Source organism: Pseudoalteromonas byunsanensis (assembly GCF_001854475.1).
In the GTDB taxonomy this organism is placed as follows: domain Bacteria; phylum Pseudomonadota; class Gammaproteobacteria; order Enterobacterales; family Alteromonadaceae; genus Pseudoalteromonas; species Pseudoalteromonas byunsanensis.
The window spans coordinates 44,389-59,725 of record NZ_MNAN01000037.1; the positions used below are offsets into that span (position 1 = coordinate 44,389).

Annotated in this window: 14 protein-coding genes and 1 pseudogene; 7 read left to right on the top strand and 8 right to left on the bottom strand. The window is 40.6% G+C overall.

What is annotated here, in order from left to right; genetic code table 11:
* The 3 genes and pseudogenes from BIW53_RS18760 to BIW53_RS21320 all read right to left on the bottom strand — a co-directional run.
* Positions 1-651 carry a TetR/AcrR family transcriptional regulator gene (locus BIW53_RS18760; protein ID WP_070993559.1) on the bottom strand — a complete coding sequence of 217 codons (651 nt, stop codon included), beginning with the start codon at positions 649-651 and terminating at the stop codon, positions 1-3.
* A gap of 108 nt (positions 652-759) precedes the next feature.
* Positions 760-1,851: a methyl-accepting chemotaxis protein gene (locus tag BIW53_RS18765; RefSeq protein ID WP_425415559.1), complete on the bottom strand. Its 1,092-nt coding sequence runs from the start codon at positions 1,849-1,851 to the stop codon at positions 760-762.
* Positions 1,852-1,980: 129 nt separating this feature from the next.
* A pseudogene (locus BIW53_RS21320) lies at positions 1,981-2,439 on the bottom strand (PAS domain-containing protein); the annotation flags it as partial.
* A gap of 202 nt (positions 2,440-2,641) precedes the next feature.
* On the opposite strand from BIW53_RS21320, the gene hemH reads away from it, so the two are divergent.
* The gene (gene hemH, locus BIW53_RS18770) at positions 2,642-3,661 is read left to right on the top strand and encodes a ferrochelatase (protein ID WP_070993561.1); all 1,020 of its coding nucleotides are present in this window, start codon (positions 2,642-2,644) and stop codon (positions 3,659-3,661) included.
* A gap of 51 nt (positions 3,662-3,712) precedes the next feature.
* Here hemH and BIW53_RS18775 read toward each other — a convergent pair whose 3' ends face one another.
* On the bottom strand, positions 3,713-4,453 hold the full coding sequence (locus BIW53_RS18775; RefSeq protein WP_070993562.1) for a hypothetical protein: 741 nt from the start codon (positions 4,451-4,453) through the stop codon (positions 3,713-3,715).
* A gap of 168 nt (positions 4,454-4,621) precedes the next feature.
* Between BIW53_RS18775 and BIW53_RS18780 the strand changes: the two genes are divergently transcribed.
* Both BIW53_RS18780 and BIW53_RS18785 read left to right on the top strand, forming a co-directional pair.
* A complete protein-coding gene (locus BIW53_RS18780) occupies positions 4,622-5,728 on the top strand; it encodes a sensor histidine kinase (protein ID WP_070993563.1) in 1,107 nt (368 codons plus the stop codon).
* On the top strand, positions 5,721-6,362 hold the full coding sequence (locus BIW53_RS18785; protein WP_070993564.1) for a response regulator: 642 nt from the start codon (positions 5,721-5,723) through the stop codon (positions 6,360-6,362). Before BIW53_RS18780 ends, BIW53_RS18785 begins: the two co-directional genes overlap by 8 nt.
* 63 nt (positions 6,363-6,425) lie before the next feature.
* Here the strand turns inward: BIW53_RS18785 and BIW53_RS18790 are convergent, their stop codons facing one another.
* Together BIW53_RS18790 and BIW53_RS18795 are read right to left on the bottom strand one after the other, a co-directional pair.
* Complete coding sequence (locus BIW53_RS18790; RefSeq protein WP_070993565.1) at positions 6,426-7,571, bottom strand: acyltransferase family protein; 1,146 nt, start codon at positions 7,569-7,571, stop codon at positions 6,426-6,428.
* 89 nt (positions 7,572-7,660) lie between these two features.
* The gene (locus tag BIW53_RS18795) at positions 7,661-10,195 is read right to left on the bottom strand and encodes a bifunctional diguanylate cyclase/phosphodiesterase (RefSeq protein ID WP_070993566.1); all 2,535 of its coding nucleotides are present in this window, start codon (positions 10,193-10,195) and stop codon (positions 7,661-7,663) included.
* Positions 10,196-10,448: 253 nt separating this feature from the next.
* Between BIW53_RS18795 and BIW53_RS18800 the strand changes: the two genes are divergently transcribed.
* From BIW53_RS18800 to BIW53_RS18810, 3 genes are all read left to right on the top strand, one after another.
* The gene (locus BIW53_RS18800; RefSeq protein WP_070993567.1) at positions 10,449-10,859 is read left to right on the top strand and encodes a hypothetical protein; all 411 of its coding nucleotides are present in this window, start codon (positions 10,449-10,451) and stop codon (positions 10,857-10,859) included.
* Positions 10,860-11,047: 188 nt separating this feature from the next.
* Positions 11,048-11,584, top strand: coding sequence for a hypothetical protein (locus BIW53_RS18805; RefSeq protein WP_070993568.1), 537 nt, complete (start codon positions 11,048-11,050; stop codon positions 11,582-11,584).
* 127 nt (positions 11,585-11,711) lie between these two features.
* Complete coding sequence (locus BIW53_RS18810; RefSeq protein ID WP_070993569.1) at positions 11,712-11,897, top strand: hypothetical protein; 186 nt, start codon at positions 11,712-11,714, stop codon at positions 11,895-11,897.
* 57 nt (positions 11,898-11,954) lie between these two features.
* On the opposite strand, the gene BIW53_RS18815 is transcribed toward BIW53_RS18810, so the two are convergent.
* Positions 11,955-14,117 (bottom strand): S9 family peptidase, encoded by a 2,163-nt coding sequence (locus BIW53_RS18815; RefSeq protein WP_070993570.1) that lies wholly within the window; start codon positions 14,115-14,117, stop codon positions 11,955-11,957.
* A 130-nt stretch (positions 14,118-14,247) separates the two neighbouring features.
* On the opposite strand from BIW53_RS18815, the gene BIW53_RS18820 reads away from it, so the two are divergent.
* Positions 14,248-14,727 carry a nuclear transport factor 2 family protein gene (locus BIW53_RS18820; RefSeq protein ID WP_070993571.1) on the top strand — a complete coding sequence of 160 codons (480 nt, stop codon included), beginning with the start codon at positions 14,248-14,250 and terminating at the stop codon, positions 14,725-14,727.
* Here the strand turns inward: BIW53_RS18820 and BIW53_RS18825 are convergent.
* The gene (locus tag BIW53_RS18825; RefSeq protein WP_070993572.1) at positions 14,724-15,308 is read right to left on the bottom strand and encodes a MarR family winged helix-turn-helix transcriptional regulator; all 585 of its coding nucleotides are present in this window, start codon (positions 15,306-15,308) and stop codon (positions 14,724-14,726) included. The two genes, BIW53_RS18820 and BIW53_RS18825, sit on opposite strands and share 4 nt — an antisense overlap.
* Positions 15,309-15,337: the final 29 nt, after the last annotated feature.

A 15,337-nucleotide genomic window follows, 5' to 3' on the forward strand; every position in this document is an offset into this window, starting at 1 on the left:
CTACGACTCCTCATTACTTTGAAATAGCCCTGATGTCATCAATAATGTGTTGTGCTCAACCAAAGCTTCCAGAAATTTATCATCGTACTCAACGTCTTCCATTTTGTGCATTAACTCCCTGAGATACCAAGGATAAATCATCATACTCATTAATGAGATACGAAACAGCAACGGGTCAACATTGGGCTTTATCTTGTCCTGAGCAGCAAAATGCTTGTAAACGCTGTCGATCACTTTTACATGAGAGTTACCCATTTGCTCTAGAAAAAATGCACGACAAACCCCCTGATTTAAAATGACCTCCTTTAACATCAACAGAGGAAACTCTGGTGACTGCTTCATTACTTGTGTAAAGCTGCGAAATACATCACTGATCGAAGTAAACTCATTACCAGACAAATGGGTTTGAATGTTGGCCATCACCTGACCCGTCACCTCAAGGATCATAGCTTTGTACAGACCTTCCTTATTTTCAAAATAGTATTTGATCAAGGCGGAATTGACTCCAGCATGGTCAGCTAATTCACGAATGCTCACTTTATCGTATGGTTTTTTCACAAATTTGTCGCGAGCGGCCTTAATCAAGGCGGCACGTGCCTCATCGTGATGCTTAGTGGGGCGTCCTACTTTTTTTGGGAGGGGGCGTGTCATATAAAGTCACTACTATTTAATCACATGGTTAAATAGTAGCGACCCATCTAAAAGATGCGAGACAAATAATTAATCAATATGCAGATTTTGATTAACTACTATTGAAGTTTAGCGTTTAAAACGTACCACTAACTCATACATTTCACTGGCAACATTGCTCAGCTCACCGCTTACTTGCTTGACTGAATCTGCACTGTTCAAACTATCATTTGCCAAGCCCGCGATATTAACAATCTGCTGATTAATATCATCAGAAACAGCCGCTTGTTCTTCCACTGATGTTGCAATTTGCATCGACATATCATGAATTTGACGAACGGCCTGCTGAATTTGATTCAACATATCAGTACTTTGTGCCAGTTGCTCGATACCAGACAATGATTCCTGCTCACCTTGCTGGGCAATGTTCACCGCATGTTGTGTACTGTCGCTGAGTTCATTAATGATTGTGTGAATTTCTTTAGTCGATTGTTGAGTTCTTTGTGCTAAATGGCGCACTTCATCAGCAACCACTGCAAAACCACGGCCTTGCTCACCTGCTCTAGCGGCTTCAATGGCTGCATTCAGTGCTAGCAAGTTAGTTTGTTCGGCGATTTGTTCAATTATTTGCGCAGCATCAGCAATGCGTGTGGTTTGCTTAGACACACCTAAAACAGAATCACGGATCTGCAACACCGTTTCACCCAAAGCTTCAATAGCGTGCTTGGTAAGCTCCCCTATCCGTGCGCTTTCATCAGCCATTGATAGGGCACTTTGCGCATGTTCAGCGCTAACCTGTACATTGCCGGATACATCGTTGATGGTTGTACTCATTTCATTCATGGCCGTGGCGACCTGTTCAGTCTCAAGCTGTTGGCTTTGTAATTGTTGATAGGTATCACCAGCTTGCCCTAGAGCTTGCTTTGCACCAGAAGTAACATGTTTGGCTGCATGTTCAATTCGGGTGATCACGGTATCTAAATGTGCTTGTTCGCTGAGCAAGCGCACCTGAATGTTAGCCATTTTGCCATCCCATGTGGAATAAACTTGGGTTGCAACATCATCACAGAAACTATGAGATAAGCTGTGCTCTAACCTTTTTAACTGTTCACTGTCACGCCAAAGACTGTAACCACATAGGCTTACACTATTGATTAGTAACCAAAAAAATGCACTACTAGACGAAACAAACCACCACAGGGCTAAACCCACTACACTCATAATTACAGGCCATATAACCCGTAACTTAGGCCATTTGAATGGTGCTCTTTTTTGATTAAGCAAAGTGTCATATAACGCCTGCGCCCTAGTAACAGTCTCTTTGTCTGGGCAACGCCTTACCGATTCATAGCCTACAACCTTACCTTTTTGAGTAACCGGTGTAACGTAAGCATCAACCCAATAAAAATCACCGTTTTTACAACGATTTTTAACTATACCCATCCAAGGTTTACCGGCTTTTAGTTGCTCCCACATTGTGGCAAACGCCTGTGCAGGCATATCTGGGTGACGGACTATATTATGAGGCTGGCCTATCAATTCTTCGCGAGAAAAGCCACTGACAGCGACAAAATGCTCATTACAATCAACAATTCGTCCTTGCAAATCAGTCACTGAAATTAGTTTTACATCTGGCGAAAAATGTTTCTGCTGTTGTGTTACTGGTTGATTGAGACGCATACACCCTCTCACATGCTGTTTATATATGCGCTGAGCGCACGACGCTAAAATGGGTGTGAAAGGTACTGTGCTGTTCTTCCCCATGCAAATATAATTAGTCCAACACCCTAAAAAATAAGGTAAAAGCATGAGCTAAATAAACAAAATCATGGCAAACTCATACTTCATTCTAGTTTTTCCTTAGATCAGACATTTGCAATCAGAGAGATCCAGTTTACAGTTACGAACGTACTGATAATCTTGTAAAATTATCCAGCATGATGAGAGTGAGCGTTAATACCAACCAGTTCACCTGTCATAGTTTTCCAGCAGCAACTCAAAGGAGCCGTGTGTGTCACGTTTTTCAGCGATTACCGATAACCCTCACGATGGGCGATTCAATCACAAAACCGGTATTTTGGTTACCAATTTGGGTAGCCCCGATGCCCCCACAGCGAAAGCGTTACGCGTCTATCTTGCTGAATTTTTATCCGACCCACGTATTGTTGAAATCCCGAGGCTTGTGTGGTTAATGATCCTGCATGGCATTATTTTGCGTGTCAGGCCAAAAAAGTCGGCCAAGGCTTATCAGAGTATTTGGACTGAGCACGGCTCACCATTAGTCCATATTTCACAGCAGCAAACCGATAAATTGGCCAAACTCATCAAACACAGTGGCTTTAAAAATACAGAAGTAGTCATGGCGATGCGCTATGGCAATCCGTCAATTGAAGCAGGTCTTGAAGCTTTAAGAGACAAAGGTTTAACACGCATCATCGTGCTGCCACTGTACCCACAATATTCTAGCCCGACCACCGGATCTACTTTTGATGCGGTGGCAGATGTATTGAAAAAGTGGCGCTGGGTTCCTGAATTACATTTCATCAATGGTTATCACAAAAACCCTTTGTATATAGAAGCGCTGGCCAATACCATCGCAGAAGATTTAGCGGCTAATGGTACACCGCAGAAGCTGGTATTTTCTTATCATGGTATGCCTAAGAGATTCCTTGACCACGGTGACCCGTACCACTGTTTATGCCAGCAAACAACGCGATTAGTTGTAGAGAAACTAGGGCTAGACAAATCTCTGGTTGAAACAACATTCCAAAGCCGCTTTGGTAAGGCCGAATGGCTGCAACCCTATACTGATGCAACCCTAGCAAGCTACCCCGAACAAGGTATCAAAGACATTGCAATTATTAGCCCCGCTTTTAGTGCCGATTGTCTAGAAACTTTAGAAGAACTCGAAGAAGAAAACCGTGAAATATTTGAGCATGCTGGTGGCGAAAAGTACCGTTATATTGCAGCATTAAATGACCGTGATGACCATATCAATGCGTTGTTTGATGTGATTAAACCTCTATTGTAATCATCAGCTGGCACAGCTCAAGAGCGAACTGTGCCACTGTTCTCCACCAAACTAGCAGCCAACTCTAAACTTGGTCGTGTAATGACGACGGCCCCAAGATATGGCAACAACACCAATCACTGAAGGCAAGATCCAACTTAGAAATACCGCCTGCTCTCCCAAAATATAACTAAACACATGACGCCCACCTACTGCAGAGAATGCAGTATACACACCAATACCCGACCCTAACATGGCTCCCATGTGCTCAATCACCCACGCTCTTGGCGCAATATTACGTTGAGCAACGTACCGCAACATCCTAGTACCCACTAGCAATGAAACCCCAGCAAATACTATCAATAATGTCTGCGAAAATTGTATTCCCACCAACAAAGAAAGGGTAGCAACCACCAGCAATAGAATGAGTAACGACAAATGCAAAGGAGTGCGCAACAAACTAGCGTTACCTTTGGCTTTTAACACCCGCTCACCATGATAAATTGACGCCAGTACCAAAAGCGACAGCATTAATAAAAACAGCGCAAAAATTCTACTTTGTTGAATATACTGTACTTGCTGCTGAACATCGGCAAAGCCTTTTGGCTTGGCACTGAGTGGGTCGGCCAATACTAAAATACACGCCAACACCCCCAGTATTGAAGTGCCATACATTGCCCAGTTGTAATATCGTCCAAAACGATTGTGCGCGCCCCCCCCCTTTTTTGCGATTACCGGCACCCAAAATAATAGCAAAGCGAAACTACCTAAAATAATATGTGTATATACTGCAAACTTGTGGATGTATTCCATGACTTTTCCTCATTCAAAATTCATGCAATATAGATTAGAGAATGGTCGCGTATTCACACAGTCACGAATGTCATGTTATGACTATGACAAATGTCATGGCCCGATAACGAATACTAGCAAGTCGCTACAATGGGCGTTATGATAAGTATAAAAAAGGCGTAGTATTGAGTGTTTAAGTACCAACCAACTTGGCTATTTACCGTTTTACTTACATGGGCAGCCGTAGCTTTTCCCAGTTTGTTTAACGCATCGCGACAAGTAATTAGCACCTCAGAGTACACACTGCACGGCTTGTTTTTGATACTCACTCTGTTTGTCGTGAACGAGTCTACTCGAATTGGCTATCTTATTCGTTACATCCTGTTAGCCAGCCTTGTAGCCGTGCTGTGTAGCTTGTTTTTCATCAGTGAGGTTAATCTCATACTGATTTATAGCGTTATGCTGTGCTCTATACTGGTGTTTTATCTACCAGCTCTAGTCTGTTACGGATATATTTTCATTATTCATGGCTTATTTTTGGTCAGTCATGCGCTGTACTGGCAACATGGCTGGCTGTGGGCCAACGCAGCAATGTTTACAGCATTTCATTTTTTTGCCTTGGTGGTTACCCAGCGTATGATCAGTGAAAAACAAGCAAAAGAACAACTAGCCTTAACCAATGCTAAACTTGAAGCCACACAGAGCTTGTTAAGCACAGCTGCTGAACAAAGCGAACGACTGCGGCTTGCCAGAGATCTCCATGATGATGTTGGTCACAGCCTAACTTCTCTTATTATTAATCTAGATATCGCCAGACGCACCTGTAATGATGAACTCCAGCAGCAAATACAGGCCTGTTATGAACAGGCCAAGCAAGCACTACAAACAACACGCTCAGTAGTAAGTGATAAGCGAGACAATGTCGGCTTTAACCTGATTGATTGCCTGCACAAGTTGACGCAACAAACTCCCAGACTTGATATACAACTTGACGTAGAACAGCACCTTGATAAGGTTCATCTGGATACGGCGCAGTGTATATTGAAATGCACACAAGAAGCCATCACCAATACACTTAAACATGCCACCAGTGCAACATGCATGAAGATTAAACTAGAACACATTCATTCTCAGTTAGTGCTAACCATTTGTGATAATGGTGTGTTCTCTGGTGCCATTGTGTACGGTAATGGCCTAAAAGGTATGCAGGAACGTGTTTCACTGCTGGCAGGAAAACTTAATTTAATCAATTCAAAGCAAGGGCTTACCTTGGTCATTAGAGTTCCCTATGAATAAAATAAAAGTACATTTAATTGATGATCAGTGCCTCATTAGACAAGGTATGCGCTCATTGTTACAACTGAGCGAAAACATAATCGTCACAGGTGAAGCCGACGGTGGCGATTCATTTTTGCAGCAACTAGAGAATAATCAGGTAGATGCAGATGTGATATTACTCGACATGCGTATGCCAAAAGGCTCAGGTTTGGATGTACTCAATGCCCCCCAGAGCCTACAAAGCGATTTAAAGTTTTTGATTTTAACAACATTTAATGAGAATGATCTGCTACTTGGTGGTATGGCTGCAGGTGCAAAAGGTTATTTGCTTAAAGATGTGTCACTGGAAGAGTTAGTTGCAGCAATTGAGCGAGTACAACAAGGTGAAATCGTATTGCAAAGTGAACTAACACAGCAGTTAATAAAGGCAAAGCTTGAGCTTGCAGCCAGTGAGCTGCCATCACTCACCGACAAAGAAAAGCAGATTTTGTCCCTGATGGTATCTGGTTTATCAAATAAAGAAATTGCGGAAAAAGTATTTAACGCTGAGGGGACGGTACGTAACCACGTGTCAAATATTTTAAGTAAACTGCAAGTCAGGGACCGTACGCAGGCCATTCTAAAAACACTTGAAACAGGTATACTTAAATAGCAAATTACGCCCCCAAAAGCACAATCATCTGCCATGTTGTCAATTATGATAATTGCACAACACTTAAGTATTTTGCGCCGTTTTGACAGGCCTGTTACACGTAACCGATTTTGATTTTAAACCAAATAGATAGCGACAAACATTAAAGGGATTGATCACATATACACAAATCAAAATACACATCACAAACGAGCTAACTAGCAAACTAAGCGACTTTAGGGCAATACTCGCCTGCCACTGTACAATGTAAAAAGCCAGTACCACAATAACCGTTTGATGTAATATGTAAAATGGATAAATTAGCTCATTGGCAGCTTTGAGCCATTTTGGGGTCGTTTTACAATGAGTAATTGCATAGCCCACTAAAACCAGCAAGCCCGACCATGAAACTAGGGTACACACTAGCCACCACAGTTGCCAGCGTATTTCTAGTGATACATAGGCACTGATATCTGGTTTAAAGTAATAACCATAAAACAACACAGAGCTCAAAATAAACCACTTAAAATTCGTACCACGATGCTGAGCTAGCGCCTGCCATATCTTAGGACTTTTTATAAACACCATGCCAATAAGAAAGAAAAATAAAAAGAATAGAGAAACTGATAAGTTATCAATGCTATGACTTTGAGATGGCATAAAGAATTTAACTGTTAAGCGCAATGCGACAAGCACACCAACGAGTAAAAACAAGCCGTGGGGATTATCCGACATTCGCTCAATTTTACCCATTACAAAATCAAAACTGGGTCGCTTCAATAACTGAAACACAGGCACGGCAAGCACCATAAACACAATAAGAAACTCAATAAACCATAAGTGGTTTGATTCAAATGCCAGCAGCAAACTTTGGTACGCGTCCACTATAGTTGCGTATTCATCAATATGTTCAAAGTAACTCTGTGGTGGAACAATGAACATCAGACCAACAATAAGCGGAACCAATAAACGATGAAACTTACTATTAAGAAACGCAAATGAAGAAGTACGTTGTAAGAGCAGATAACTTCCGGCTCCGGCGATAAAAAACAGCGTTTGTAAACGTAATTGTTCAAAATAAACCATGATATCATCAAGTAACTTGCTTGATTCACGGTTCATTACATGCCAACCATCTCCATTAAATGGCATAAAGACATGGTGTAAAAATACCGCCAAAATCAACAATACCCGTAGCCAATCTAATTCTGAATATCTTAATTTATCCATTGTTCAATCCCTGTACCGATAGATAAAATAGCATACGTTTAGATCATACTATTTACCACTTTTATGGACGTATTTTAGCCAAACAGCGTTCAGGCAAATTGGGCGTCCGTGCGCTTTTCACGCTCTAACATCTCTAAGCACTTCTCTATAGGCTTGGCCTGGCTGTAAAAATACCCCTGGATCAGATGGCAGCCAAACTCAGCTAACATCCCCTGTTGCTGTTGCTGCTCTACCCCTTCGGCTATCACTTCTATTCCCAGCTGCGAGCTTAAGTCTATCAGGCACTTTATCATCACCTGCTTATTTGAGTCTTCCACCATACTATCAACGAATGACTTATCTATTTTCACGTAATCAATCGGATTATCAATTAAGTTACTTAAAGACGAATAGCCAGTACAAAAGTCATCTAGCGCCACTTTGACACCTTTAGCACTCAAGGCCTGTAATACTTGCCAAGTGTAACTATTAGCGGCCATAGATTCCGTCACTTCGATAGTGATAGATTCAAAGGGAAGAGCAAAATCTTGTATCGCTTCACTAATAAGTTTCAATTGATTATTACTGGCTTTAAATTCATTAATTGAGCGATTAATAGAAAAACCGATGTGTCCGAAGCCTTGTCGATGAAGCATCGCCAGATCACGACAACTGGTTCGTAATACATACTGACCAAGCAAGTGGATCAAACCAAACTCTTCCGCAATAGGAATAAACCGAGCAGGTGAGATAAAGCCTAGTTCTTCGTCATGCCAACGGATCAAAGCTTCAAATTTAGCACATTGACCACTTTTAACATCAATAACTGGCTGGTAGTGAACTCTAAGTAGCTCATGCTTTAAGGCATACTTGAGTTTGTCTTTAAGTTTGAGTTTATCTATGTAAGCATTTTGTATAGCTTCATTATGTAAAGCAACGCGCCCTCTCCCTTGCTTTTTGGCAGTACTCAAAGCATGTGCAGCATTTCGAACCAAAGTCGCGCCGTTTACGTTTTCCTCTACTAAGGAATGCGCTACTCCTATACTTGCACTCAACTCAATTGTAAGTTCATCAAATACGTAAGGTTCACTTAAAACCCTTTTTACATACTCCGCATGCGCCATCGTGTCATTTAAAGTTTGATTATTTACAAGTAAAGCAAACTCATCTCCACCATATCGGCTGGCAATATCCTTTCTTTTAAGAGTTTTTTGCAGCCTATCAGCCACGGTTACAAGAACTTTATCACCCATCTGTGGACCAAATATATCATTGACCTCTTTGAACCTGTCCAAACCAACAAACAACAAAGATGAAGCCCCAGACTGACTCATACTCTGTAGCACGCTCTTCTCCAAAGTATGCATAAAGCTACGACGATTTAACAAGCCTGTAAGTGTTTCATGGTTGGCGTAAAAAGTAAGTTGTGCTTCATTGCGCTTCCACTCGGTGATATCTCTGAAAATGGCCACATAATTACTTATTTCACCGTTTTCTCCTTTAACCGCATTTAAAATCAACTCTTCAGGAAATACCTGTCCGTTCTTTCTACGATTATATATTTCGCCTTTCCACACGCCGGTTTGTTCAAGTTGCTGCCACATTTTTTGATAGAATTTTTTACTTTGCTTACCAGATGATAAGATGCTTGGATCTTCTCCATACAATTCTTGTGCGCTATAGCCTGTTTGCGCTTCAAACGCACGATTCACCATCACTATCTTATTGTGTTGATCGGTGATCATAAAAGCTTCTGAAGCATTCTCAAATACCACATTTGTAAGTTCTAACTGTCGATTCAAAGCGGTGGTGTAAGTGATGTCTTGTACAGTTGCTCTCATCACTCGTTCAGGCTGCAGGCTGTCATTTACTTCTACTTCAGCCACAATATGAAACAAACCGTTACTTTGATTTTTGTCTTTGTGAGAAACAACCAATTCGAACGAGTCAATCATCCCATTGCTAATGTGTTCCATTTGCTCCAATAACCTTTCTTTATCAGGCTCTTGTAAGCTGGCTGAAAAGCTCTCCAGTGATACCAACTCCTCTTGTGTATCGAGCAGGTTTCGCATTTCCTGACTGAAATAATGCGTACCTTGTTTGGTATACCACGTCCATGAACTCAGCTTGGCGATTCGCTCCCCTGTTGCTAACTGTTTGAGTAGTCTCTCCTTTGCGTTCATTTCTAGGTTATGGCTTAGCTCAGTAGCCACAATGTGGCCCAGCTCAGAAAACCACATTTTTTCTTGCTCGCTAAAGACTTTAGGATGATTGAACATACACACCAATATACCGATTGGCTGATGATTTGGTGCACGCAAGGTTAATCCAATATAGCTATTGATATTTAGAGTTTGTAGCAAGGCATCTTGTGGGTAACGCTGCTGCAAATCAAACTCAAACGTACAAACTTCTTGTGTACACGTGGCATCTTTACAGGGGGTGTGATCCAGTTCATAAACAAAATTGTCCACACATTCGCCATGTTGCAAATAATGTAGTGTTTTAACGCGCTTCCCTTCATCTATAAACTTGCCAATAAAGCAATGGTTGCTACTAAAGTGATGATTAAGCGTATCAAGTACAAATTGGTAGCGCTGCACGCTACTTTGTAAGCTATAAAATTGACTGATCGACAAGTGCATAAAATCCCGTTACTCAATTGGCCCTAAATCAGAAAAAGCCTATGCAAACAGCAAATAGTAGCAAACTAAACTACAGACAACTTTTAACCGGATCAATAAAACTGCGATTGAAACGATAATTATCTACGCAATTAGTTGCTAACACTTTACAAATAATTGCAATACATTCGCGCAGTTTCTTACAGTTTATTACTGGTGAGTTTTTGGCTAGTTCTTAATAATAACAAGTACACAAACTGTTCAGGAAAGTCCGATGAAAAATTTGCTAATTGCAGTCACTACTGCAGCCATACTCAGCGCTTGTGCACATCATGATGATGTTAGACCAGGTAACAATAGCCAACATTATGTCGTTATCAAATCTGTTGATAGAAACGAAGGGATAAAAGAAGCATTGAGCCAAGCAACACACTATTGTGAGCAAAGCCAAGGCACGATGATCGTTTTAAATGAAACGGTTGAGTACACAAACGAAATACCAGAGCATGATTATTTGAAAACCCGTTCAACTACAGAGTTTATAACGGAAGCTGGGTCATGGTTATGGATACTTGGAGATGGATACGTTGATGATGTAGCGGCAGTAGCAACCATCGCAGGTGCAGGTAAGCTTCACAGTATGGGAGCTCCTTACTCAGTCACCGTTAACTTCCGCTGCGCATAATGCGTATTATCTAGGTTTGGGTATGCATTTTCATCGCAAAAAAGCTTACCCACCCTGAGTACGCAAGCAACAACCTAGATTCACATTACTGTTCCGATTACTTCTACTTTATGAGCAAGGCAATCTTTTGTTTTATATAACAATCCTATATATTAGTGCCCTACACATTCATAATAAGAAAGAAATAAATGAAAAACCTAATTACCCCACTGCTATTAGCACTTAGTATGTCAACATCCGTCAACGCAACCCAACTCGATGTAACAGAGTTCTTAAAAGTATTACCACAGTATGTCCAATGGGCAGTGCAAGTAGATAAAGAAGGACAAAAAACGGGCACCCCATTGAATAAAGTGCAGTTACAAATCGCCAAAGAGGTCGGTGTTACCCATCCTGAAAAGATACGCATGGTATATGTTGATAGCGTGCCTTACCCTTACGAAAACCCTGTGCTTAAAGAAATGGGTGAACGAATTGGTTTTATTGGCGAAGGGATCACCAACAACGCCCAAGTATTTGGTTATTCCATATACGTACGCAAAGGATTTACCTTAGATACACCCAAGCTGGCACATGAATTTGTACATGTAAAACAAATAGAGCAGGCTTCGTCACTATTGGAGTACTCTAAAAAGCATCTGGTTGATATGGCAACATATGGTTATGCCGACGCACCATATGAGAAAGAAGCGTTTAAAGCTAATGAAAAATATAAACAGATGTAGAAAACGCTTATGCCTCAAGGCATTGACTTAGCACGGTGTGAGATATAATTTCATTCGTAACTCGCACTCCCATGCCAACTCTGTATAATTACAAGTTAGGTAGGCGTACAATAAACAGAATGCGAACATGAAAAATAAAAAGGTTAATCCTCTGGTATCACATTTCACCATAGCTTTTACAGTTTTGGCTGCAATTTGGATGTTTGTAACAGATAAAGAAATGCTGATTTTAGGTAACTCTTTGGTATTAATCTATATTGTTTGTGCGCTTGCATCTAGAATGCTTAAAAAGAGCAAATCAGACAAAAAATAAACCAAATATAATAAAAAAGCCCAGTCAATTGCTGGGCTTTTTTGTTTTGTTCAATGCTTAAAGGCGACCATTAGCCAGTTCAATGAAAAAGGCATAGTTCAAAGCAGTGTCTTTAATTCTCTTAAAGCGCCCTGATGCACCACCGTGCCCTGCTTCCATATCAACTTTAAACAGTAGTTTGTTATCATCTGTTTTCATTTCTCGTAGCTTAGCAACCCACTTAGCAGGTTCAAAGTACTGCACCTGGGAATCATGCAAGCCCGTTGTTACAAGCAAGTTTGGATAGCTTTTTTGGGTCACTTGATCATAAGGAGAGTAAGAGCGCATATAGTCAAAGTATGTTTTGTTGTTTGGGTTACCCCATTCATCATACTCATTGGTTGTCAGCGGTAAGCTTTCATCAAGCATGGTATTGATCACATCCACAAAGGGCACTGCTGCATGAACTCCATGATAAAGCTCTGCAGCTTGATTGATCACAGCGCCCATTAGTAGGCCACCAGCACTACCACCTTGCGCATAAACTCGATGTTTATCTCCATAACCTTGCACTACAAGTGCTTTAGTTACATCCACAAAGTCATTAAAGGTATTCTTTTTGGTCAATTTCTTACCATCTTCATACCAAGGGCGTCCCAACATTTGTGAACCTCTAATATGCGCGATTGCGTACACAAAGCCTCTATCAAGTAAGCTCAAGCGGCTAACTGAAAATCTTGGGTCAACGGTATAACCATATGAACCATAGCCATATTGTAGTAAGGGGTTAGTCCCGTCTTTTTTAAATAGAGACTTCTTGTAAACAATTGAGACTGGTACTTTCGCACCGTCACGAGCAGTAATAAAAATACGTTCAGACAGGTAATCATCTGGGTTAAAATCTCCCAATACCTGCTCTTGCTTCAAAGTCGCTTTTGAATAATCGTTTAAATCGACTTCAAAGGTTGTTTGAGGCGTTGTCATACTAGTGTAAACCACTCTCACACTATCACTGTTGAGCATTGTATTATTCGTCATATACACTTTGTATGCAGGATCGTTAAAAGTAAGTTCATGCTCTTTGTTTTTATGCAATTCACGAATCGTTACTTTTGACTGCCCTTGATCACGACTTTGATACACCAAATGATTCTCAAACAGGTTAAAGTCTTCCAGCTTCACGTTTGGACGATGAGCAATAACAGTAGTCCAATTATTCTTATCTGATGCTAAGCCAACCTTCACCTTCATTAGTTTGAAGTTCACTGCATCTAAATTGGTCATGATGTAATACCAATCATTTAATTTGGCAATATGATACTCATGGCCTTTCTCGCGAGGGAGCAAACGTTTAGGTTTAGATTTGCTGTCATTTGCAGACAAAACTGACACACCTTTAGACTCAGTACTTGAATGGTGTATAAAAATCTGCTCGCCGTCTTTACTCTTACTCACTCCTGTGTAGTAGGTATTGTCTAGCTCTTCGTACACCAATTCGTCTTGCTCTTGTGAAGTGCCCAATGTATGTCTAAACACTTGAGTACCGAGCAAAGACACAGGGTCCTTCTTAACGTAATACAGTGTTTTATTATCATTGGCCCAAATCACACCACCTTGCGTTCCGGTCAATTCATCACTTAACAACTCACCAGTTTCAAGATTTTTAACCTTAATGGTATATATTCTACGGCTTAATGTATCTTGTGAATAAGCCATTAACTTAGCGTTTGGACTAACTTCAATATCTCCGATAGCAAAATATTCATAAGCTTTTGCAAGCTCGTTAATATCAAGTAACAGTTCAGGGTTTTCGCCTTTTACATTGATGCTGCGATAAACCGACGCATACTCCTGCTCTCCAACTGTTTCGTAGAAGTAAAAAAAATGTCCTTTTCGAACAGGAACCGAACGGTTGTCTTTAACAATTTTTGACTTAATCTCTGTGAATAACTGTGATTGAAGCGCATTACTTGGGGCTAATACTGAGTCAGTGTAGGCATTTTCCTTTTCAAGATGGGTAATAACTTCTGGTTTTGAACGAGTGTCATCTCTTAGCCAATGGTAGTTATCGACAATTTCATACCCATGTATTTTTGTTGTATGTGGTATTTTTACCGCTATAGGAGCTGTTGTGGCCTCAGCTTGAGTGAGGCTTGTATCATTTACTGGCTTAGTTAAGTGACATCCTGTAGCTAAAACAACCGATGACAGTGCAAACTGCCAAAGTATTAAACGTTTCATTATTATAATATCCTTGTTTGATATATTAGGTGTAACTGTTAAAAATAGAGTTACTTAATCGTAAATATAATTGAATTACAGGGGCATTAACAGTACCCTACTGTAAATAAAAGTGAACCATTTATTGTATATGAAACAACTAACTCTCAGTATTATTGCGCTGTTTATACTTGCAGCTTGTAAAACAACAAACACAGAAAACGAATCCAACATAAAACTGTGCGAAAAAACCGTACATGATTATATTCAATATCGAGATCTAGGGCCCGTCGAACACTATCAGTCACTATTCACTGACGATGCAACCTTTTTAGTACCCAAATTAAATATTTCGCTAAACTCTAGCGAAGCGATTGCCAACAGAGCAAAAAAAGCGCTTATGAGTAAGAAAAGTATTCATATGATAACCAATACGAATATCAAACAGGTATCACAAAATACCTATTCCAATGTGGCGCATTTTATTCTTCATTTAAGTGATAAAAACACTCCAAGTGCAGAGAAAAAAATATTCAATGGACGCTATGTTGATACCTTAATTATTGACAATGGCAAGTGTCTAATAAAAACGCGTGATGTGCTCATTGATAGAATGGACACATTACCCTAAATAGATTTGCTAGAGCGTTTGTGCCAGCGGATCAGTTCCGCTTGGTCTCTAGTAATGCCGTGGCCTTGTGATTCAAGGTCTTCGGCACTTTGAGCCAATTTAGCTTCAGCACGCAGTTCAATCCTCTCAAGCAAGCTCAGCAACAAACGTTTTTCTTCTTCTGTAACATCAGACAAAACATATGCTTCACGTTGGCGCATGTGCTCAATCACTTGCCGATATAAAGGCAAGCCCAAGTCACTCAACTTAACCAGCTTACTTCGCTGTTTTACATGATCATTATCTGGGCAGATCAAGCCTTGTTTGAGTAATGTATTAATAGCTCTATTCACCGAGTAAGGGTCTAAGCGTGATTGGTACGCTATATCTGCCGCATTTATTGGACCGTACGAACCAATATTCAGTAGCACGCGAATTTCACGTGTTTCAAGCCCCGTAAGGCTTTTGACATATGCATCCCGATCCATTGCCAGCAAGTTACTTGCTACGGCGATACGATAAGGAACATGATTATATAAATCATAGGGTTGCTCTATATTTTTGGATAGCTCAAAGGCCGCTTTTCGTGCTTTATTATTCATATACTGACCCTATTTTTATAATTCAATGT